This is a genomic window from Streptococcus sp. ACS2, assembly GCF_000525585.1.
Classification (GTDB): domain Bacteria; phylum Bacillota; class Bacilli; order Lactobacillales; family Streptococcaceae; genus Streptococcus.
On sequence record NZ_JALT01000031.1, the window covers coordinates 112020 to 133549 of the forward strand.

General features: G+C 38.8%; 16 protein-coding genes, 2 pseudogenes and 1 other annotated feature. Of the genes and pseudogenes, 15 read left to right on the top strand and 3 right to left on the bottom strand.

What is annotated here, in order from left to right; translation table 11 throughout:
• Positions 1–5: 5 nt before the first annotated feature.
• The 8 genes and pseudogenes from ftsZ to ileS form a co-directional block, all read left to right on the top strand.
• Positions 6–1095 (top strand): annotated as a pseudogene (gene ftsZ / locus HMPREF1517_RS06890) (cell division protein FtsZ); the annotation flags it as partial.
• A 74-nt stretch (positions 1096–1169) separates the two neighbouring features.
• Positions 1170–1328, top strand: a pseudogene (locus HMPREF1517_RS10810) (cell division protein FtsZ); the annotation flags it as partial.
• A gap of 2 nt (positions 1329–1330) precedes the next feature.
• The gene (locus tag HMPREF1517_RS06895; RefSeq protein ID WP_037600483.1) at positions 1331–2014 is read left to right on the top strand and encodes a YggS family pyridoxal phosphate-dependent enzyme; all 684 of its coding nucleotides are present in this window, start codon (positions 1331–1333) and stop codon (positions 2012–2014) included.
• Between the two features lie 4 nt (positions 2015–2018).
• Positions 2019–2618: a cell division protein SepF gene (locus HMPREF1517_RS06900; protein WP_037600484.1), complete on the top strand. Its 600-nt coding sequence runs from the start codon at positions 2019–2021 to the stop codon at positions 2616–2618.
• Positions 2619–2621: 3 nt separating this feature from the next.
• Positions 2622–2879 (top strand): YggT family protein, encoded by a 258-nt coding sequence (locus HMPREF1517_RS06905; protein ID WP_002890670.1) that lies wholly within the window; start codon positions 2622–2624, stop codon positions 2877–2879.
• Positions 2879–3682 (top strand): YlmH family RNA-binding protein, encoded by an 804-nt coding sequence (locus HMPREF1517_RS06910; protein ID WP_037600486.1) that lies wholly within the window; start codon positions 2879–2881, stop codon positions 3680–3682. The genes HMPREF1517_RS06905 and HMPREF1517_RS06910 overlap by 1 nt, the downstream gene beginning before the upstream one ends.
• 52 nt (positions 3683–3734) lie before the next feature.
• Positions 3735–4610, top strand: a complete 876-nt coding sequence (locus HMPREF1517_RS06915; protein ID WP_002890673.1) for a DivIVA domain-containing protein — start codon at positions 3735–3737, stop codon at positions 4608–4610.
• Positions 4597–4809: a binding site (T-box leader), on the top strand. Its footprint overlaps the gene before it by 14 nt.
• A 47-nt stretch (positions 4810–4856) precedes the next feature.
• Complete coding sequence (ileS, locus tag HMPREF1517_RS06920; RefSeq protein WP_037600489.1) at positions 4857–7655, top strand: isoleucine--tRNA ligase; 2799 nt, start codon at positions 4857–4859, stop codon at positions 7653–7655.
• A gap of 91 nt (positions 7656–7746) precedes the next feature.
• Here ileS and nrdF read toward each other — a convergent pair whose 3' ends face one another.
• The 3 genes from nrdF to nrdH form a co-directional block, all read right to left on the bottom strand.
• Entirely contained in the window at positions 7747–8706 is a 960-nt protein-coding gene (nrdF, locus tag HMPREF1517_RS06925; RefSeq protein ID WP_002890675.1) for a class 1b ribonucleoside-diphosphate reductase subunit beta, read from the bottom strand.
• A 157-nt stretch (positions 8707–8863) separates the two neighbouring features.
• The gene (gene nrdE, locus HMPREF1517_RS06930) at positions 8864–11023 is read right to left on the bottom strand and encodes a class 1b ribonucleoside-diphosphate reductase subunit alpha (protein ID WP_002890676.1); all 2160 of its coding nucleotides are present in this window, start codon (positions 11021–11023) and stop codon (positions 8864–8866) included.
• A 94-nt stretch (positions 11024–11117) separates the two neighbouring features.
• Positions 11118–11342 carry a glutaredoxin-like protein NrdH gene (gene nrdH, locus HMPREF1517_RS06935; protein ID WP_004182714.1) on the bottom strand — a complete coding sequence of 75 codons (225 nt, stop codon included), beginning with the start codon at positions 11340–11342 and terminating at the stop codon, positions 11118–11120.
• A 331-nt stretch (positions 11343–11673) separates the two neighbouring features.
• Between nrdH and acnA the strand changes: the two genes are divergently transcribed.
• The 7 genes from acnA (at position 11674) to HMPREF1517_RS06970 (ending at position 21510) form a co-directional block, all read left to right on the top strand.
• The gene (gene acnA / locus HMPREF1517_RS06940; protein WP_037600492.1) at positions 11674–14337 is read left to right on the top strand and encodes an aconitate hydratase AcnA; all 2664 of its coding nucleotides are present in this window, start codon (positions 11674–11676) and stop codon (positions 14335–14337) included.
• Position 14338: 1 nt separating this feature from the next.
• Complete coding sequence (locus HMPREF1517_RS06945; protein ID WP_037600495.1) at positions 14339–15463, top strand: citrate synthase; 1125 nt, start codon at positions 14339–14341, stop codon at positions 15461–15463.
• Positions 15464–15476: 13 nt separating this feature from the next.
• Positions 15477–16652 carry an NADP-dependent isocitrate dehydrogenase gene (icd, locus tag HMPREF1517_RS06950; RefSeq protein ID WP_037600498.1) on the top strand — a complete coding sequence of 392 codons (1176 nt, stop codon included), beginning with the start codon at positions 15477–15479 and terminating at the stop codon, positions 16650–16652.
• Between the two features lie 261 nt (positions 16653–16913).
• A complete protein-coding gene (locus tag HMPREF1517_RS06955) occupies positions 16914–17177 on the top strand; it encodes a phosphocarrier protein HPr (RefSeq protein WP_002884015.1) in 264 nt (87 codons plus the stop codon).
• A gap of 4 nt (positions 17178–17181) precedes the next feature.
• Positions 17182–18915 (top strand): phosphoenolpyruvate--protein phosphotransferase, encoded by a 1734-nt coding sequence (ptsP, locus tag HMPREF1517_RS06960; protein WP_002890681.1) that lies wholly within the window; start codon positions 17182–17184, stop codon positions 18913–18915.
• A 218-nt stretch (positions 18916–19133) separates the two neighbouring features.
• Positions 19134–20567, top strand: a complete 1434-nt coding sequence (locus HMPREF1517_RS06965; protein ID WP_002890682.1) for an NADP-dependent glyceraldehyde-3-phosphate dehydrogenase — start codon at positions 19134–19136, stop codon at positions 20565–20567.
• 115 nt (positions 20568–20682) lie between these two features.
• Positions 20683–21510: an alpha/beta hydrolase gene (locus HMPREF1517_RS06970; protein WP_004182709.1), complete on the top strand. Its 828-nt coding sequence runs from the start codon at positions 20683–20685 to the stop codon at positions 21508–21510.
• Positions 21511–21530: the final 20 nt, after the last annotated feature.

A 21530-nucleotide genomic window follows, 5' to 3' on the forward strand; every position in this document is an offset into this window, starting at 1 on the left:
ATAAAATGAGTTTTTCATTTGATAGCGCATCAGTTCAAGGTGCGGTAATTAAAGTTATCGGTGTCGGTGGAGGTGGCGGAAACGCTATCAACCGAATGATTGAAGAAGGTCTTGCTGGTGTTGAATTTATTGCAGCTAATACTGATATTCAAGCACTCAGTTCTTCTAAAGCAGAAACAGTAATCCAATTGGGTCCTAAATTGACTCGTGGCCTAGGTGCCGGAGGTCAACCTGAAGTTGGTCGTAAGGCAGCTGAAGAAAGTGAAGAAACACTTACAGAAGCACTTACAGGAGCTGATATGGTCTTTATCACTGCTGGTATGGGTGGTGGCTCTGGTACAGGGGCAGCACCAGTTATTGCACGTATTGCGAAAAGTTTGGGTGCATTGACAGTTGCAGTTGTGACACGTCCATTTGGATTTGAAGGTAACAAACGTGGTGCCTTTGCTGTCGAAGGGATTCAAGAGTTGCGTGAGCAAGTTGATACCCTTCTTATTATCTCTAACAATAACCTTCTTGAAATCGTTGATAAGAAAACACCTCTTCTTGAAGCTCTTAGTGAAGCAGATAATGTTCTTCGTCAAGGGGTCCAAGGTATTACAGACCTTATCACTAACCCAGGTTTGATTAACCTCGACTTTGCCGATGTGAAAACAGTTATGGCCAATAAAGGTAATGCACTTATGGGTATCGGTATTGGGTCTGGTGAAGAACGTATTGTTGAAGCTGCACGCAAAGCCATCTATTCACCACTTCTTGAAACTACTATTGATGGTGCAGAAGATGTTATCGTTAACGTAACTGGTGGTCTTGATATGACGCTTACGGAAGCAGAAGAAGCTTCTGAAATTGTTGGCCAAGCAGCTGGTAATGGTGTTAACATTTGGCTTGGTACATCAATCGATGATACATTGAAAGATGAAATCCGTGTAACAGTTGTTGCAACTGGTGTTCGCCAAGATCGTGCTGAAAAAGCATCTGGTATCAAAGCTCAACCACGTAAAGTGACTACAGCTCCTTCACAACCATCAGCTCCTACTCAACAAGTTGTTCAAGAAGAACAACGTCCAGTCTCTCAACCTTCATTTGAACGTCAACCAAATTTTGACTATAATGAAACACCTTCAATGCCACAACCAGGAGTTCGTCCTGCAGCGGCAGCTCCTCAACAAGAGCAGTCAGCTTTTGGTAATTGGGATTTGAGACGTGATAATATTTCTCGTCCTGAAACTGGTCAACTAGATAGTCAATTGACTATGTCTACATTCTCAAGTGATGTTGAAGATGATGATGAATTGGAGACACCACCATTCTTTAAAAATCGTTAATAATGACTATAGAAGAGAATAAAAATAATGTTTATCAAGCGGTAAAAGAAGCATGTGAAAGGGCTAATCGCTCTAGTGATGAAGTCAATATTATTGCCGTAACCAAATATGTTTCAAGTGATGTCGCTGAAGAATTGGTTCAAACGGGAATTAAGCACATTGCTGAAAATCGCGTTGATAAATTCTTAGATAAGTATCAAGCTTTAAAAAATTATGATTTGACTTGGCACCTTATTGGTACCTTGCAACGTCGTAAAGTAAAGGATGTTATTAATTTAGTTGATTATTTTCATGCTTTGGATTCTGTTAAATTAGCAGAGGAAATTCAAAAGCGTGCCGACCATACTATTAATTGCTTCCTACAAGTTAACGTTTCAGGGGAGGAATCAAAACATGGTTTTTCAGCTGAAGAACTTGATACTGTTCTAAAACAAATTGAAAATCTTGATAAGATTTGTATCGTTGGACTAATGACTATGGCTCCAATTGATGCAGATGCTCAAGAACTTGATAAGATTTTTTCTGAGACAAATGAGCTTAGACAATCAATTCAAGAGAAAAAACTAAAGAATGTTCCTTGTGATCAGTTAAGCATGGGGATGAGTCGAGACTATGACATGGCTATTCAGAATGGATCAACCTTTGTCAGAATAGGCAGTGCATTCTTTAAAGAGAACGGAGAATAACCTTATGGCATTAAAAGACGCAATTGATAAAATTGTTTCATATTTTGATACCGACGAAGTAACAGATTATGAAGATGCTGCTAAAGAAGAGGCTAAAGAACGTCCAGTAAAAGCACGTCCAGTAAAAGCACAGAGACCTGTGCAGACACCACCTCCTCGTCAGCAACGTCAACCTGAGCGTTCTCAGGCAACAGTCCCTCCTCGTCGCCAACATGTTAATTCAGACTTACAGGAAACTCAAGTCCTTCGTAGTTTACCTCTGAGTCGTTCACAAGCAAATCAGGGACCACAACAAATGAATACAACTAAAACAACAATTGCAATTAAATATCCTAAAAAGTATGAAGATGCTCAGGAAATTGTAGAACTATTGATTGAAAATGAATGTGTTTTAATCGATTTTCAATATATGTTGGAAGCGCAAGCTCGTCGTTGTCTTGACTTTATTGATGGTGCTAGCAAGGTACTTACAGGCAACTTGCAAAAAGTTGGCTCTTCAATGTATTTGCTTACGCCAATTAATGTCGTAGTAGACATTGAAGAGATTGGTTTGTCTCACGGCAACCAAGAAGCTAATTTCGACTTCGATATGAAGAGACGTTAAGTGATGTCTGTATTACTTTATGTTATTTGGGCACGTGTTGTTAACGTGATAGAGATTCTTCTTGTAGTCTATGCTTTGTTATCTTGGTTTCCAGGAGCTTATGATACTAGCCTTGGAAGAATCATTAGACAAATTGTTCAACCGATTCTCGCACCATTTCGTCGCCTGAATTTAGCTTTTGCTGGTATTGATTTTTCAATAATCGTAATTGTACTTCTACTAAACTTTTCACTTAGAATTCTTAGATTTATTCTACTCTGATGTCAGATATTAAAAAAATTGAACAGCATTACTCGTTAGATGAACGGCCTTTTCTAGAGAAGGTTAGGGGATTTTGTCATTTAGTTGATGAGAGGTACAGTCCTTACTTAACTGATTTCTTGAATCCTCGTGAAATTCAGATTGTTGAAGAGTTGGCTCGTTATTACAATTTAAAATTTTTTGTGAGTTCAACTCTTGAATCTGAAGAGTATGGAAGAGTGATACTTGCTCCCGAATATTACGAGCTTGAAGAAGATGACTTTGAAATTAAACGATTAGAAATCTCATATGCGAGACAGTTCAATAAATTGACACACCCAAAAGTTTTGGGAGCGCTGATTAATCAGCTTGGTCTTGATCGTCAAGTATTTGGAGATATTATTCTTGATGAAGAAGGACGCGTTCAATTTTACATTGCTTCTCATTTAGCAAGTTATGCGATAATGACTATTACTAAGATTGGTAATGTTTCGGTTACTCTAAAAGAAGTAAGTAAAGACGATTGGATTTCAAATCAAGAAAAGTATTCAAAAACTTTTGTCTTACTTTCCAGTATGCGTCTTGATAATGTGTTGGCGACGGTATTAAACTTATCTCGTTCTAACGCCTTAAAACTTATTGCTTCAGGAAAAGTAAAATTAAATTATAGACAAGTTGAGAAGGCTGATCAGGCGGTTATTATTGGTGATATGATTTCGGTTAGAGGTTATGGTCGATTTCGACTAGCTCAACAAGACGGATTTTCAAAGTCCGGAAAAGCTAAAATCGTTATTGAAAGTCTGTTAAGACGGAGAAAAAAGTAGTTATTTAATTTAAACCATTAAATATGGTAATGAAAAATAAAGGAGGCCTGTAATGGCTATTACAGCACTTGATATTAAAGATAAACAGTTTACAACTAAATTTCGTGGATATAATGAGCAAGAAGTTGATGAATTTCTTGATATTATTGTAGACGATTATGAAGATTTAGTTCGTGACAATCGTGAACTTGCTGCTCGTGTAAAAGAGCTTGAAGAAAAATTGGCTTATTTTGATGAAATGAAAGAATCATTGAGTCAATCAGTTATTTTGGCTCAAGAAACAGCAGAAAAAGTTAAAGCTTCAGCGGCTGACGAATCAGCTAACTTGATTAATAAGGCTAACTTCAATGCTACTCATTTGGTTGAAGAAGCTAAATCTAAGGCATCTGAAATTCTTCGTGATGCAACAGATGAAGCCAAACGTGTTGCCATCGAAACAGAAGAACTGAAACGTCAAAGTCGTGTCTTCCACCAACGCCTATTGGCTGCAGTTGAAGGTCAGCTTAGCTTAGCAAGTGCTCCAGAATGGGGTGAATTGTTGCAACCAACAGCTATTTATCTTCAAAATTCAGATGCTGCCTTTAAAGAAGTTGTTGAAAAAGTTTTGGATGAGCATGTACCTGATTCAAATGATGCAGCTTCATTTGATGCAACTCGTCAATTCACTCCTGATGAAATGGCTGAACTTCAACGTCGCGTTGCTGAAAGTAATAAGCAAGTTGAAGATTTCTCTAGTCCAGAAGTTGATGAAACAAACGAAGTTGTTTCAACTCCAGTTGAGTTTGGTATTCCAGACACTTTCGAGAGTGAAGTGGCAGATTTCCCAACTTCAGCACCAGTAGATGAAGATTTTGATTTGCAACCTGAGACAACAGGTGAAATTAATCTAAACGAAACGCAAACGTTTAAATTGAATATTAGCGAATAAGAAAAATACAACTTACCAAGTATATTAACAGCGAGTGGGAGATGGTGTGAGTCCCACATTCCCTATTTGGATAGTTATCATTTTCAAGCATTCTAACTGAAAATAAGTAAGTTAGAAGGATGGTCCTCCTTACGGACATATGAGGGAGCAAATTCTTTTGCTCTGAATTAAGGTGGTACCACGAGCTTTCGTCCTTTTTGATGAAGGCTCTTTTTATTTAGTAAATTAAATTAAAGAGGAGATATAATGAAACTCAAAGAAACCTTAAATCTAGGTAAGACAGCCTTTCCAATGCGAGCTGGACTTCCTAACAAAGAACCAATCTGGCAAAAAGAGTGGGAAGAAGCCAAGATGTATCAACGTCGTCAAGAGTTGAACCAAGGTAAACCTCACTTCACTCTTCATGATGGTCCTCCTTATGCCAATGGTAATATTCACGTTGGTCACGCGATGAATAAAATTTCTAAGGATATCATTGTGCGTTCAAAATCAATGTCTGGTTTCTATGCTCCTTACGTTCCTGGTTGGGACACGCATGGTCTTCCAATTGAACAAGTGTTGGCAAAACAAGGTGTGAAACGTAAAGAACTTGATCGTGCTGAATATCTTAAGATGTGTCGCGATTATGCACTTTCACAAGTTGACAAACAACGTGAAGATTTCAAACGTCTTGGTGTTTCGGCTGATTGGGATAACCCATATGTTACTTTGACACCAGATTATGAAGCAGCTCAGATTCGTGTCTTTGGTGAGATGGCTAAAAAAGGTTACATCTATCAAGGTGCAAAACCAGTTTATTGGTCATGGTCATCAGAATCAGCGCTTGCTGAAGCAGAAATTGAGTACCATGATTTGGTTTCAACTTCACTTTACTATGCCAATAAGGTTAAGGATGGTAAAGGAGTATTAGACACAGATACATATATCGTAGTTTGGACAACAACACCATTTACAGTAACAGCTTCACGTGGTTTGACTGTTGGTGCTGATATCGAATACGTTCTCGTAAAACCTGCTGGAGAAGACCGCAAATTTGTTGTTGCTTCTGAATTACTTAATAGTCTTTCTGAGAAATTTGGTTGGACAGATGTGGAAGTACTTCAATCATACCGTGGTGAAGAATTAAATAAAATTGTGACTGAACACCCATGGGATAAAGAAGTTGATGAGCTTGTTATTCTTGGTGACCACGTTACTACAGATTCAGGTACAGGTATCGTCCATACGGCTCCTGGTTTTGGTGAGGATGACTATAACGTAGGTATTGCTAATGGTCTTGAAGTTGCCGTAACCGTTAATGAGCGTGGTATCATGATGGAAAATGCTGGACCTGATTTTGAAGGTCAGTTCTACGATAAAGTGGCTCCAATTGTTATGGAAAAACTCGGCGATTTACTCCTTGCCAAAGAAGAAATCTCACACTCATACCCATTCGACTGGCGTACGAAGAAACCAATCATCTGGCGTGCAGTACCACAATGGTTTGCATCTGTTTCTAAATTCCGTCAAGAGATTCTGGATGAGATTGAAAAAGTTAAATTCCATTCTGAGTGGGGTAAAGTTCGTCTCTACAACATGATTCGTGACCGTGGTGACTGGGTAATCTCTCGTCAGCGTGCTTGGGGTGTGCCACTCCCAATCTTCTATGCTGAAGATAAAACACCAATCATGACTGAAGAAACTATCGAACATGTGGCTAAACTTTTCGAAGAACACGGTTCAGTTATTTGGTGGGAACGTGATGCCAAAGATCTTCTTCCAGAAGGTTTTACACATCCTGGCTCACCAAACGGCGAGTTTACTAAAGAAACTGACATTATGGACGTATGGTTTGACTCAGGCTCATCATGGAACGGTGTTGTTGTTAACCGTCCTGAGTTAACTTATCCAGCTGACCTCTATCTCGAAGGTTCAGACCAATACCGTGGTTGGTTCAACTCATCACTCATCACATCTGTTGCCAACCATGGTGTAGCACCATATAAACAACTCTTGTCTCAAGGTTTTGCGCTTGATGGTAAGGGTGAGAAGATGTCTAAATCGCTTGGTAACACAATTGCTCCTAGTGATGTTGAGAAACAATTTGGTGCTGAAATTCTTCGTCTTTGGGTAACAAGTGTTGATACAACTAATGACGTTCGTATCTCAATGGATATCCTTAGTCAAGTATCAGAATCTTATCGTAAGATTCGTAACACACTCCGTTTCTTGATTGCCAATACTTCTGACTTCAATCCAACAACTGATGCAGTAGCCTTTGAAGACTTGCGTTCTGTAGATCAGTACATGACTATTCGATTTAACCAATTAGTTAAGATTATTCGTGATGCCTATGCAAACTTTGAGTTCTTGACTATCTACAAAGCCTTGGTTAACTTTATTAACGTTGAGTTGTCTGCATTCTATCTTGATTTTGCCAAAGATGTGGTTTATATTGAGAGTGCGGAATCACTTGAACGTCGTCAAATGCAAACAGTCTTCTACGATATTCTTGTTAAGATTACAAAACTCTTGACTCCAATCCTTCCTCATACTGCAGAAGAAATTTGGTCATATCTTGAATTTGAAACAGAAGACTATGTTCAATTGTCAGAGTTGCCAGAAGCAGAATATTTTGTGGGCCAAGATGCACTTCTTGAAAGATGGAATGCCTTCATGGATTTCCGTGGCCAAGCTCAAAAAGCTTTGGAAGAAGCTCGTAATGAAAAAGTTATTGGTAAATCGCTTGAAGCTCATTTGACTATCTATCCTGATGATGAAGTCAAAGAACTTATTGAAGGTTTGAACACTAACCTTGCTCAACTTTTGATTGTTTCAGCATTGACTATTGCTGAAGGAGAAGCACCTGAATCTGCTGTAAGCTTTGAAGGCGTGGCATTCACAGTAGAACGTGCTACAGGTGATGTCTGTGACCGTTGTCGTCGTATCGATCCAACTACTAAAGAACGTAGCTACAACGCGACTATCTGTGATCACTGTGCTAGCATTGTTGAAGAAAACTTTGCTGAAGGTGTAGCAGAAGGTTTTGAAGTAAAAGCAAAATAAAATAAAAAGAGTTCACCGTGAACTCTTTTTTCTATTTGTTTTTCGAATATAGTATTGAACACAATAAAAAACTAGCTAAGCTAGTTTTTTATTATAGTCCGTAGTTATAATCATCGTCTTGCATGGCTTCGACAGTTCCTAGAAGGTAACCATTACCAACTTGAGAGAAGAAGTCGTGGTTAGATGTTCCTGTAGAAATACCATTCATAACGATTGGGTTAACATCGTTCGCACTATCTGGGAAGAGTGGATCTTGTCCCAGGTTCATAAGAGCCTTGTTGGCATTGTAACGAAGGAAAGTCATAACTTCCTCAGTCCATCCAACACCGTCATAAAGAGATTTAGTGTAGAGCTCTTCATTTTCATACAATTGATAGAGGAGATCATACATCCATTCACGGAAACTTTCTTGCTCTTCTTCAGGCAATTCGTTGAATCCAAGTTGGAATTTATAGCCAATATAGGTTCCGTGAACAGATTCGTCACGGATAATGAGCTTGATAATTTCAGCGACGTTAGCTAGCTTGTTATTACCAAGATAATAGAGTGGAGTGAAGAACCCTGAATAGAAAAGGAAAGTTTCAAGATATGTTGAAGCAACCTTTTTCTGAAGAGGCGTTCCATTTTCATAGATATCGTTAATGATTTTCGCCTTGGTTTGGAGGTATTTGTTACTGTTAGTCCACTCGAAAATTTCTTCAATTTCAGATTTAGTATTCAAAGTTGAGAAGATTGAAGAGTAAGATTTGGCGTGAACAGACTCCATGAACTGAATGTTGTTCAATACAGCTTCTTCATGAGGTGTACGGACGTCTGCACGAATGGCTTCAACACCCGTTTGAGATTGCATGGTATCTAGCAATGTTAAACCACCGAAAACTTTTCCAACCAAATCTTTTTCTTCAGCGGAAAGTTTACGCCAGTCATCAAGGTCATTTGAAAGTGGGATACGTGTATCTAGCCAAAATTGCTCGGTCAATTTTTCCCAGGTAGATTTATCAATCGCATCTTCGATTTCATTCCAGTTAATGGCTTTGTAGTAAGTTTCCATTAGAAACCTCTTTCTTTATTGATATCGTTACTATTTTATCATAATTCAAAATCATGATATAGTTTTTTGAGTTGATCTATTAAAAAAGTCGGCGAACCGACCTTTTAATGCATTTTGTAAATAAGAGTAGTGAAGTTGCTATCGTTAAATCACTATCTTAAATGACACAGCTTTCACATTGGTTAGAACCAACCTCTTCCCCATCATCTGTATAAGTACGGATGTAGTAGATTGATTTAATTCCTTTATTAAAGGCGTAGTTACGAAGGATAGAAAGGTCACGAGTTGTTTGTTTATTTTCTGTTTTCCATTCGTAAATTTCTTTTGGTAACTCACTACGCAAGAATAGGGTTAATGACAAACCTTGATCAACGTGTTCAGTCGCAGCGGCATAGACGTCGATAACTTTACGCATGTCCATGTCGTAGGCTGAAGTGTAGAAAGGAATTGTGTCTGTTGAAAGACCGTTGGCCGGATAGTAAATTTTTCCGATTTTCTTTTCTTGACGTTCTTCAATACGTTGTGTGATTGGATGGATAGAAGCAGAACAGTCATTAATATAAGAGATTGAGCCATTTGGTGCAACAGCCAAACGGTTTTGATGGTAGAGTCCATCTTTCTTAACGAGTTCACGTAGTTCTTCCCAATCTTTTGCTTGTGGGATGAAGTGACCATCGAAAAGTTCTTTGATACGGTCAGATTTAGGAACGTATTGGCCTGTAACGTATTTATCAAAGTAAGAACCATCAGCATATTTTGATTTTTCAAAACCGACAAAGGTTTCTTGACGTTCGCGGGCAATATTGTTAGATTCAACCAAAGTCCAGTAGTTCATAAGCATGAAGTAGATATTAGTGAATTCAACAGATTCGGGGCTACCATACTCGATATGGTGTTTAGCAAGGTAAGAGTGAAGCCCCATAGCTCCTAAACCAAAGGTATGAGCTTGTTGGTTACCATTTTTGATGGATGGTACAGCATCAATACTTGAACTATCTGTAACAAAGGTAAGTGCACGTGTCATAGCCTTAATCGAACGTCCGAAGTCAGGAGATGTCATCATGTTAAGGATATTAGTTGATCCAAGGTTACATGAAATATCTGTACCGAGTTTGACAAACTCTTGTGCATCGTTAAGTTCACTTGGTGTTTGAACTTGGAGAATTTCAGAACAGAGGTTGGACATGACGATCTTACCATCAATTGGGTTGTGTCGATTGGCTGTATCAACATTGACAATATATGGATAACCTGATTCTTGTTGGAGTTTAGAAATTTCAGTTTCTAGCTCACGTGCATTAATCTTGGTTTTTGTAATATTGGGATTGGCAACCAACTCATCATACATAGCTGTAATATCAATGTAGTTATATGGTTTACCATACTCTTTTTCGACTGAGTATGGGCTGAAGAGGTACATATCTTCATTATTACGTGCCAACTCGTAGAATTTATCTGGAACTGTAACACCAAGTGACAGTGTCTTAACACGCACCTTTTCATCAGCATTCTCTTTCTTAGTAGAAAGGAAGGCAAGGATATCTGGGTGGAAAACATCCAGGTAAACAACACCAGCACCTTGACGTTGGCCAAGTTGGTTTGAGTAAGAGAAGCTATCTTCGAAAAGCTTCATAACAGGTACGACACCAGAGGCTGCCCCAGCATAACCTTTGATAGGAGCACCAGCTTCACGTAGGTTAGATAGGCTAATACCTACCCCACCACCAATACGAGACAACTGGAGGGCCGAGTTGATAGAACGTCCGATAGAATTCATGTCATCCGTTACTTGAATAAGGAAACATGACACGAGTTCACCACGACGGCTACGTCCAGCATTTAGAAATGAAGGAGTAGCAGGTTGGTAACGTTGGTGAATCATTTCGTTAGCAAGGTCACTAGCAAGGTTTTCATCACCATCAGCAAAGTAAAGGGCGTTGAAAAGAACGCGATCTTCAATACTTTCGAGGTAAGACTCGCCATCGTTTGTTTTGAGGGCATATTGTTGGTAGAACTTGTAGGCTGCCATGAAAGATTGGAAGCGGAATTTTTGAGAATGAATTTCTGCAGACAACTTTTCGATGAAAGCAGGTTCGTATTTACCGATGAATTCAGACTCGATATAATCGTTCTCAATCAAATAATTAATTTTATCTGTGATGCTGTTGAATGCCATTGAATTTGGCTTAACGTTTTCAAGGAAGAAGGCACGAAGTGCTTCTTTGTCCTTATGCAAAGGAATTTGACCGTTAACAGGACGGTTAATTTCGTTGTTGAGGCGGAAGTATGAGACATCGCCAAGATTTTTTAAAGACATAATACAGATACCAGGCTTACTTAGTTTAATAGTATATTAAGGTTAAAACATTATACTAAGCAGACAAGTTCCTTTCTATTTAAAAACTTGATAATTAAAGGATTTCTTTAAGTTTAGTCGGTTGAAAACCTGAAAAGACGATATCGCCTGCTTCAATAACTGGAGCAGCAGTGAAACCAAGACTTTTTACGTAATCGATTTTTTCTGGTTGTTCATCAATGTTGATTTCTTCGAAATCAGCACCTTCCTTTTCCAAGAATTTTTTAGTCATTTTGCACTGCATGCAGTTGTTTTTAGAAAACAATGTAATCTTTGCCATTGCAAATACTCCTTTATAAAAAGATTTTAAGTGACTAGGAGTCACTTTTTCAACTCTAATAGAATACCCAAAATATTGGGAAAAATCAAGCTAAATATCTTAAGGAAATACAATATTTTGTGTTTAGTATTGAAACACAACCCTATATCTTGTGTTTCAAAGGCTTTTTTAAGTTCTCTAAATTAAATAGAATTTGTTTATGAAAATGGCTAAAAAAGAAATATCTCACCATAAATGTTACATAATATAACATCAAAATGCCGATTCTATTTGTTTTTTTAAAAATAACAGTGTAGAATAAAGAAAATTTTTAACTAATGGAGGTTCAAGTATGCAAGAATACTGTTCAAATCTAACTGTAAATGGTAAGACATTCTCTTTCTATGATCTCGAAAAAGCAGCAAAATCTCATGATGTTAAGGTCGGAGAACTACCTTATACCATTCGAATACTACTTGAAAGTCTCCTCCGAAAAAAAGATGGTATTGATGTTAAGGAATCTCACATTTCTGATCTAATAAAATTTCCGAATTTTCCAACCATTTCTGAAGTACCTTTTAAACCAAGTCGTGTTATCTTACAGGATTTTACAGGGGTTCCTGTTGTTGTTGATTTAGCTTCCATGCGTGATGCTATAGTGGCTAATGGAGGTAAAGCCGAATTTATTAATCCCGAGATTCCAGTAGATTTGGTCATCGACCACTCTGTCCAAGTTGATTCATATGGATGTGATACTGCTCTTGAAGATAATATCAATCTAGAGTTTAAACGTAATAACGAGCGCTATGAGTTTCTTAAATGGGCCGAACAGTCTTTTGAAAATTACCGTGCTGTTCCACCAGCAACAGGTATTATTCATCAGGTTAATATTGAATTTTTGAGTGATGTCATTATTGAAAATGATGGGCTCCTATATCCTGACTCTATGTTTGGTACAGATAGTCACACGACTATGATTAATGGTATTGGCGTTCTTGGTTGGGGTGTTGGTGGAATTGAAGCTGAAGCAGCTATGCTAGGTGAAGCGTCTTATTTCCCAATTCCAGAGGTTATTGGTGTACATCTGACAGGAGAGCTGCCTAAAATTGCCACAGCAACAGATTTGGCTCTCAAGATTACTCAGGTGCTTCGTTCTGAAAATGTGGTTGGTAAATTTGTTGAGTACTTTGGACCTGGCTTGAAGAGTTTATCTCTAGCTGACCGTGCTACTGTCGCTAATATGGCACCGGAATATGGTGCGACTTGTGGTTATTTTCCTATTGATGACGAGACTCTTAACTACATGCGTTTAACTAATCGTGATGAGGAACATATCCAAGTCACTGAAGCCTATACAAAAGCCAATCATCTTTTCTATGATCCAAGTAAAGAAGCCAAGTATACTAAGATTGTTGAAGTCGATTTGTCATCTATTAAACCTTCTATCTCAGGTCCTAAACGTCCACAAGATTTGATTCTCTTATCTGATGCTAAGCAAGAATTTCAAGATGCAGTGGTACGTGAAGCAGGTGTCCGTGGTTTCGGTTTGGATAATGAAGAGTTAGCAAAAACTGCAAAAGTTGATTTTGAGGATCATTCAGAAACAATTCAAACGGGTCATGTTGCCATTGCAGCAATCACATCATGTACCAATACCTCAAATCCGTACGTTCTTATGGCAGCCGGTCTTTTAGCTAAAAAAGCGGTTGAGAAAGGATTAAAAGTCTCTCCAACAGTCAAGACCTCTTTGGCGCCTGGATCTAAAGTCGTTACAGGTTATCTCAAAGCTTCAGGCTTGCAAACCTATCTAGATAAGCTTGGCTTTAACTTGGTAGGTTATGGTTGCACAACTTGTATTGGTAACTCAGGAGATTTACGTCCTGAAGTGGCTAAGGCTATTGTAGACAATGATCTCTTAGCGAGTGCTGTATTGTCAGGAAATCGTAATTTTGAAGGGCGTATTAATCCACTTGTTAAAGCGAATTTCTTGGCTAGTCCACCATTGGTTGTTGCTTATGCCTTGGCTGGTAACACGAATATTGATTTGACAACTGAACCTCTAGGCTTTGACGACAATGGTCAAGCTGTTTATTTAGAGGAGATTATGCCATCTCGTGATGACATTGAGACTTATGTTGATAAATACGTCACCCGTCAACTCTTCCAAGATGAATATGCCAGTGTCTTTTCTGATAGCGAGAAGTGGAATGCCATTCCTACTGAACAAAGTCAAAATTATAAATGGAATCAAAACTCTACCTATATTCAAAACCCACCTTACTTTGATGCTTTAGGAGATGATTTGAGTATTAAACCATTGAATGATTTGAAGGTTTTGGCTAAATTTGGAGATACGGTTACAACAGACCATATTTCTCCAGCGGGTAATATTGCCAGAAATAGCCCAGCAGCTCGTTATTTGACTGAGAATGGTGTTGATTATCAAGAATTTAATTCTTATGGTAGCCGTCGTGGAAATCACGAAGTCATGATGCGAGGAACTTTTGCTAATATTCGTATCAAGAATGAGCTAGCAGATGGAAAAATTGGTGGATATACTAAATATGATGGTGATATTCTACCTATATATGATGCTGCTATGAAATATAAAGAAGCAAATCAAGATACGCTTGTAATTGCTGGTAAGGATTATGGTATGGGCTCTAGTCGTGACTGGGCGGCTAAAGGTGCAAATCTCCTTGGTGTAAAAGTAGTGCTTGCTGAGAGTTTTGAGCGTATTCACCGTTCAAATCTAGTTATGATGGGAATTTTACCGGTACAATTTATGGAAGGGGAAAATGCTGAAAGTCTTGGATTGACAGGACATGAGACCTTTAGCTTTGATCTTTCAGAAAATCCAGGTGTCCATGATGTTATCACTGTTACAGCTTCAACACCTGAACAAACCAAAACCTTTAAAGCCTTGGTACGCTTCGATGCAGATGCTGATATTCGCTACTATAAAAATGGTGGTATCTTGCCAATGGTTGTAAGAAAAAAATTGAAGGGAGCCTAATATGACAACAGTTGAAACTAATGGACTTAAGGATATGATTGCCTGTAATACTAGGATTTCATCTATTATTGATGATCATTTATCCTATGCAGGATATGATATTTCCGAGTTTATGGAAAATAAAGCGTCTTTTGAGGAAGTGATTTATCTCTTATGGAATGGTCATCTTCCTACGCAAATGGAACTCAAGTATTTTGAAGCTGAGTTGCGTAAGAACTATGACATTTCAGATGCTGTAGAACAATGCATTCTTATCCAATCTCGTCCACATTTGCACCCAATGAGTGTTTTACGTTCAACAGTTTCACTTCTTGGGGTATACAATGTGGATGCTGAGGAGAGATCCATGGAAGCCGTTTATCAGCAAAGTATTGAATTGATGGCTAAATTGCCAACAATTATTACGACTTTTGCACGCTTACGCACTGGTAAAATGCCCCTCAAACCAAGAGAAGACTTAGGTTTTGCTGCTAATTTTCTTTACATGCTGAATGGTGTTGAACCTTCTGAAATTGAAGTTGAGGCTATGAATAAGGCCTTAATTCTACATGCTGATCATGAGTTGAATGCTTCAACTTTTGCAGCGCGTGTTTGTGCTTCGACTCTGACAGATATTTATTCTTGTGTTACAACAGCTATTGGTGCTCTAAAAGGTCCCCTGCATGGTGGGGCTAATGAACGCGTCTTTGATATGCTTAAAGAAATCCGCGAATCAGGTGATGTTTATGCTTACTTGCAGGAAAAACTTGACTCTAAAGAGAAAATCATGGGATTTGGGCACCGTGTATACAAGAAACAGGATCCTCGTGAAATTTTCTTAAGAGATATGGCCAAAAAGTTGACAGAGGGTACCGAGAATGAAGAATTCTTTAATATGTCTCAAGAAATTGAAGAGTTCATGAAAGATAAGAAGGGATTAATTCCCAATGTAGACTTCTATTCAGCCACCGTATACCATACTCTAGGAATTGACAGCGATATCTTCACACTTATCTTTGCAATGAGTCGTGTCGCCGGCTGGATTGCTCATATTCAAGAGCAGCAAAAAAATAACAAATTGATTCGTCCTCGCTCACAGTATATTGGACAAGAAAATATGACCTATATTCCTTTAGAAAAACGTTAGGGAGGAAAGCTATATGGCAGAAAAAATCGTAATGACAAATGGACAGCTTCAAGTTTCTGATAGTCCAATTATCCCTTTTATTGAAGGGGATGGTGTTGGACATGATATCTGGAAGAATGCCCAAGCAATCTTTGATAAAGCAGTAGAAGTAGCCTATGAAGGGAAGCGTCATATTGAGTGGCAAGAGCTCCTAGCTGGTAAGAAGGCTTATGATAAAACAGGAGAATGGTTGCCGAAAAAAACATTGGAAACTATTCGAGAAAGTTTAGTTGCTATTAAGGGTCCGCTTGAGACGCCAGTAGGTGGAGGGATTCGTTCTTTAAATGTAGCTTTACGTCAAGAACTTGATCTCTACGCTTGTGTTAGACCGGTTCGTTACTTTGAAGGAGTAGCAAGTCCGCTTAAGGAACCAGAAAAAACGAATATTACTATTTTTCGTGAAAATACTGAAGATATTTATGCGGGAATTGAATGGGAAGCGGGAACAGCAGATGTTAAGCGCGTGATTGAGTTTCTCCAGACAGAAATGAATGTTAGTAAAATTCGCTTCCCAGAATCAAGTAGTATCGGAATCAAGCCGATTTCAATAGAAGGAAGTAAACGTCTCATTCGCTCGGCTATTGACTATGCTCTCAAGAACAATCTAAAAAAAGTGACCTTGGTTCATAAGGGAAATATTCAAAAATTTACAGAAGGTGGCTTCCGTAAATGGGGTTATGAAGTGGCTCAGGAAGAATATAAAGAAGAATTGCTGGCTGGTCGTTTAGAGATTAATGATATAATCGCGGATAACTTTCTACAACAGATTCTTTTAAATCCAGAAAAATTTGATGTTGTTGCCTTAACCAACTTGAATGGTGATTATGCCAGTGACGCCTTAGCTGCACAAGTTGGTGGTATCGGCATCTCCCCTGGAGCCAATATTAACTATCAAACAGGTCATGCTATTTTTGAAGCAACACATGGAACAGCTCCGGATATCGCGGATCAAGATAAGGCTAATCCTTGCTCAGTTCTATTATCTGGCTGCATGCTTCTAGATTATATTGGTTGGACTGAGGCAGCTCAACTGATTACAAGTGCTATTGAAAAGACATTTAAAGCTGATATCTTTACAGCTGACTTGGCATTTGGGAAACAAGCTTATTCAACGAGTGCCTTTAGCAATCAAATTCTTTCAATTATGTGATTGTTTTTGCTCGAAAATGAAAATTAACGATTGAAAACACCATGAAAGAAATTTTCTGAAAATGTTGTAAATAACTAGAGACTAGTATTTGCTTATGTTTTGAAAAATGAAAATGAGCAGTAAAATGAGAGACAAGCTTTCGAAAAACTTGTAGAAAGTACGTTTTAACCTTGATAATCTCAATTAGCTATGTTATAATTCTAAATTGTAAGGGTTATCATTGATAACTCAAATATTCCAAACTAAGAAGGAGAATCCATTATGGCTTCTAAAGATTTCCACATTGTTGCAGAAACAGGTATCCACGCACGTCCAGCTACTTTGCTTGTTCAAACAGCTAGCAAATTTGCTTCAGATATCACTCTTGACTACAAAGGTAAAGCAGTTAACCTTAAATCAATCATGGGTGTTATGAGTCTTGGTGTTGGTCAAGGTGCTGACGTAACTATCTCTGCAGAAGGTGCTGATGCTGATGATGCAATCGCAGCAATCGCAGAAACAATGACAAAAGAAGGATTGGCATAAGAATATGACAGAAATGCTTAAAGGAATCGCAGCATCTGATGGTGTTGCAGTTGCTAAGGCATATCTGCTTGTTCAACCGGACTTGTCATTTGAAACTGTAACAGTTGAAGATACAAGTGCAGAAGAGGCTCGTCTAGATGCTGCTCTAGCGGCGTCACAAGACGAGCTTTCTGTTATCCGTGAAAAAGCAGTTGAAAGCCTTGGTGAAGAAGCGGCAGCCGTTTTTGATGCTCATTTGATGGTTCTTGCTGACCCAGAAATGACTGGTCAAATTAAAGAAACTATCCGTGCTAAACAAGTTAATGCTGAAGCTGCTTTGACAGAAGTAACAGACATGTTTATCGCTATTTTTGAAGGTATGGAAGACAACCCATACATGCAAGAACGTGCAGCGGATATTCGTGACGTTACAAAACGTGTGCTTGCTAACTTGCTTGGTAAGAAATTGCCTAACCCAGCAACAATCAACGAAGAATCAATCGTTGTTGCTCATGACTTGACACCATCTGATACAGCTCAGTTGAACAAAAAGTACGTAAAAGCCTTTGTTACTAACATCGGTGGACGTACAAGTCACTCAGCTATCATGGCGCGTACACTTGAAATCGCAGCTGTTCTTGGAACAAATAACATCACAGAACTTGTCAAAGATGGTGATGTTTTGGCTGTTTCAGGTATTACTGGTGAAGTTGTTATCAACCCAACTGAAGAGCAAATTGCTGAGTTCAAAGCAGCTGGTGAAGCTTACGCTAAACAAAAAGCTGAATGGGCTCTCCTTAAAGATGCTCAAACAGTTACTGCTGATGGAAAACATTTCGAATTGGCTGCTAACATCGGTACACCTAAAGACGTTGAAGGTGTAAATGATAACGGTGCAGAAGCTGTTGGTCTCTATCGTACAGAATTCTTGTATATGGATTCTCAAGACTTCCCAACTGAAGATGACCAATATGAAGCTTACAAAGCAGTTCTTGAAGGTATGAACGGTAAACCTGTTGTCGTTCGTACAATGGATATCGGTGGGGATAAGGAACTCCCTTACTTCGACCTTCCTAAAGAAATGAACCCATTCTTGGGTTACCGTGCTTTGCGTATTTCTATCTCTGAAACTGGTAATCAAATGTTCCGTACACAATTGCGTGCTTTGCTTCGTGCATCTGTTCACGGTAAATTGCGTATCATGTTCCCAATGGTTGCTTTGTTGACTGAGTTCCGTACTGCTAAAGGTATTCTTGAAGAAGAAAAAGCTAAATTGGTTGCTGAAGGTGTTGCCGTTGCAGACGATATCGAAGTAGGTATCATGATTGAAATCCCAGCTGCAGCTATGCTTGCTGACCAATTTGCTAAGGAAGTTGATTTCTTCTCAATTGGTACAAATGACCTTATCCAATACACAATGGCTGCTGACCGTATGAACGAACAAGTTTCATACCTTTACCAACCATATAACCCATCAATCCTTCGTTTGATTAACAATGTTATCAAAGCTGCTCATGCTGAAGGTAAATGGGCTGGTATGTGTGGTGAAATGGCCGGTGACCAAACTGCTGTTCCACTTCTTGTTGGAATGGGCTTGGATGAGTTCTCAATGTCAGCGACATCTGTTCTTCGTACACGTAGCTTGATGAAGAAACTTGACACAGCTAAAATGGAAGAATACGCTAACCGTGCTCTTACTGAATGTGCAACAATGGAAGAAGTTCTTGAACTTTCAAAAGAATACGTTAACGTAGACTAATCATAAAAAGTGGAGGCTTAGGCTTTCACTTTTTTTATATCTAAACGGAGACAAAATAATTGACTCATTCTTTAGTTAGGAGTAGAATACCGCTAACCTAGGTTAATAATTTTAACTATTTTTTGTCAAAATTTTCTGAATAATTCTCGTTTAAATCTTGGAATATTTCTAAAAAAATGATAAAATAGGTCTTATAATAGATAAAAGGAGTTACTATCTTGGCTAAACAATACAAAAACTATGTCAATGGTGAGTGGAAAACATCTGAAAACGAAATTACTATCTATGCACCTGCAAACGGTGAGGAACTTGGATCAGTTCCAGCAATGAGCCAAGCTGAAGTAGACGAAGTCTACGCAGCAGCTAAAGCAGCACTCCCAGCATGGCGTGCGCTTTCATATGCTGAACGTGCAGCTTACCTTCATAAAGCAGCAGATATCTTGGAACGTGATGCAGAAAAGATCGGTCAAGTTCTTTCTAAAGAAATCTCTAAAGGTTTGAAATCTGCAATCGGTGAAGTCGTTCGTACTGCTGAAATCATCCACTATGCAGCTGAAGAAGGTTTGCGTTTGGAAGGTGAAGTACTTGAAGGTGGTGCATTTGACGCTGGTAGCAAGAAAAAAATCGCTGTTGTTCGTCGCGAACCAGTAGGTCTTGTCCTTGCTATCTCTCCATTTAACTACCCAGTAAACTTGGCTGGTTCTAAAATTGCTCCTGCCTTGATTGCTGGTGACGTTGTTGCCTTCAAACCACCAACACAAGGTTCTATCTCAGGTCTTCTTTTGGTTGAAGCATTTGTAGAAGCTGGTATCCCTGCAGGTGTCTTGAACTCTATCACAGGTCGTGGTTCTGTTATCGGTGACTACATTGTTGAGCACAAAGCAGTTGATTTCATCAACTTTACAGGTTCAACACCAGTTGGTGAAAATATCGGTCGTTTGGCAGCTATGCGTCCAATCATGCTTGAACTTGGTGGTAAAGATGCCGCTATCGTTCTTGAAGATGCTGATCTTGACTTGACTGCTAAAAACATTGTTGCTGGTGCCTTTGACTATTCAGGTCAACGTTGTACAGCTATCAAACGTGTCCTTGTAATGGATAGCGTTGCAGATGAATTGGTAGAAAAAGTAACTGCTTTGGTAGGTAATATCACTGTTGGTATGCCTGAAGAAAGCGCAAGCGTTACACCACTTATCGATACAAAAGCTGCTGACTTCGTTCAAGGTTTGATTGATGATGCAGTTGAACAAGGTGCTACTGCTAAAACTGAATTGAAACGTGAAGGTAACCTTATTTACCCAGCAGTCTTTGACCATGTAACAACTGATATGCGTCTTGCTTGGGAAGAACCATTTGGTCCTGTATTGCCATTCATCCGTGTATCTTCAGTTGAAGAAGCAATCAAGATTTCTAACGAATCTGAATTTGGACTTCAAGGTGCTGTCTTCACACAAGACTACCCACGTGCATTTGCAATTGCTGAACAACTTGAAGTTGGTACAGTTCACATCAACAACAAAACACAACGTGGTACAGATAACTTCCCATTCCTTGGTGTTAAAGGATCTGGTGCCGGAACTCAAGGTGTGAAATACTCTATCGAAGCTATGACTCGTGTGAAATCAACAGTATTTGATATCGCAAACTACTAAGAGTGTAGCTATTCAATCATTAAAAAAGTGTAAAGGGTCCCAATAATAGGGGCTCTTTTTCTTTTAAAATATGGTATAATAGAACTAAATTTCGAATATAGAGAGTTTTCTGACAATGAATAAATCTTATTTTTACTTGGTTATGAAGACGCATGAGTTAGAGGTACCATACACTGGTCAACTTCGTCGTGTGCGTGTTCTTCTACCTAAGAACTATGAAACGGATACAGATCGTTCTTACCCTGTCGTGTATTTCCATGATGGTCAGAATGTTCTTTATAGTAAGGAGTCGTTTTCTGGCTATTCTTGGAAGATTATCCCAACAATCAAGCGTAATCCTGATATTTCGCGCATGATTGTTGTAGCTATTGATAATGATGGTCCTGGCCGTATGAATGAGTATTCTGCGTGGAAGTACCAAGAATCTAATATCCCTGGTGTCCAGTTCGGAGGTAAGGGTGTAGAGTATGCAGAGTTTGTCATGGATGTGGTTAAACCCTTTATTGATAAGGAATACCGTACCCTCTCTGACCGTCAGCACACAGCTATGATTGGTTCATCTCTCGGTGGTAATATTACTCAGTTTATGGGGCTTGATTATAAGGAGCAGATTGGTTGTCTTGGGGTATTTTCTTCAGCTAACTGGTTGCATCAGGATGCTTTTGATCGTTACATGTCGCGTCAAAAGCTCGATTCAGATCAACGTGTCTACATATATGTAGGAACTGAGGAAGCTGATGATACTGACAAGACCTTGATGGCTGGTAATATTAAGCAGGCTTATATAGACTCTTCATTGAGCTATTATCATGATTTGATTGCTCGTGGGGTTGATTTGGAAAATATCAAGATTCACATTCAATCTGGTGCTGAACACAATGAAGAAGCTTGGGCCGAGAATTTACCAGACTGTCTTCGCTTTTTCGCTGAAAAATGGGACTAGTCTTTATTAATGCAAATTAA